Genomic DNA, 1,515 nt, shown 5'->3' on the forward strand with positions numbered 1-1,515 from the left:
AAAAAGCTATTCCTCACTGCTTGTGGGGAGAGTCCATATACCAATTGTTATGCATATCTAACTGAACAAGCCAGCGATTGCGCTTGTTATGCCTTCGATAATTGCTAAAACCCCGTCGATCATGGCTTCAAAGGTGCCGATGACTATCTCCAGGAATCCCTCGTCGCTCTGAACAAGAGGCGCAGCTGCTCCGGCAACGGAAATAGCCATAGCTGCCATAGCAACAGAGCTGAAGCCCATAACTATGATGTAAATTGCAGAGCCTATAAGTAGAACCGCACAAAACGAATTAAAGGCTCTTAGTAATTTTGACCGTTCTACTTTCTTTTTCATTTGCGGCCCCCCCGGTTGTAGCTGAAAGACAACTTTCTGAATATGCATAACGTTTGGTTAAGGGGCCGGCTTTAGCCGGTCCCGAGTGAGCGAAGCGAACGGCTTGAACTGTTATGCCCACACTGGTGCCGTTGCAGCATCAAAGAAATCTACATCGAGCCCAGGTCGCTGAAGGTATGCACGCGCATTTGCCCTTGCTCGTGTATTTGCTTCGCTGTTTTCATCGCCGTAAATGCTCACAAAAACCTTGCTTATCTGGCTGCGTTTTATCTGAGCAAAAATATGTCTGTCATTTTCATCCATCGAGTGACCGTAGATGAATAGTGCTCCTTTGAGATTTCTTAGTTCCTGAAAGCAATAGTTAAGGTAGGGGTTATGTTCGATTTTTTTGAGCTTGCCTTCATGGCTGGGTTCGGAAACAAAGAGTGGAAATTTCCCTTGTTCAAGATTTTCTCTGACCTGCTCGGTTATGGTTTCTCCTGCCTCAGTAAAGGCATGTTTCTTTATGCTTGAGCCGGAGTCGTATATGTGAAGCCCGCCGTGCAAGAAGTGTACTTCTTGGTTTGTACTGTGTCCTTCCCAGCGCCGCTGGGTTCGAAAACCATCGTCGGTTCTGTAGTTTTCTGGCGGTAAATCATTTTTATTTCTAGACCAGTAAAGTAGTAGGTCGTAGTTGACTGTGAAAATTTGATTGAAGCCTGATATGAATTTTCGAACAGAGCAATATTGCTCGTTCGTAACCTCGTGCGGAAGATGCGGGTGCGTGTTAGAGATTGCAGTGATTAATGCCTGCTTTAAGTGCTCTTGATCTTCTTTTATCTGATTAATAATTTCTCGTTCAACTCCATATGCCTCACAAACAGTTTCGGCTGCTACCAGTTGTCTCATGATCGCTTCAAAATCATAAGTGTTTAGGTTTGTGAATAGTGACCGAATTACTGCATCTCGTTGACCAAAATTTGCAGCTTCAAGAAGGTTGGCATAGTTAAATATTTTTGCATTCCATGCTTGAGAGAAGCCATTGGCTAACAAAAGCGAAGGTGTCTCTTCTTGATCAATGTTGCCTAAAGCTTCTTGGAAGGTCAGCACCTGATAGCTCCGATTGCATAACGTTTGGTTAAGGGGCGGGCCTTGGCCCGTCCCAGTGAGCGCAGCGAGCGGTTTGAAGGCTGTAATGGACTC

The 1,515-nt window shown here is 45.1% G+C and carries 2 protein-coding genes; both read right to left on the minus strand.

The genetic code is table 11. The features are described 5' to 3' along the window. Positions 1 to 57: 57 nt before the first annotated feature. Entirely contained in the window at positions 58 to 333 is a 276-nt protein-coding gene (locus LO50_RS23215) for a hypothetical protein (RefSeq protein WP_044316506.1), read from the minus strand. 111 nt (positions 334 to 444) lie between these two features. Next, positions 445 to 1,515: DUF4917 family protein (locus LO50_RS24485; protein ID WP_236690627.1), on the minus strand; the 1,071-nt coding region annotated here is incomplete at its 5' end.

Origin of the sequence: Stutzerimonas stutzeri, assembly GCF_000935215.1 — a bacterium.
Taxonomy (GTDB): Bacteria; Pseudomonadota; Gammaproteobacteria; order Pseudomonadales; family Pseudomonadaceae; genus Stutzerimonas.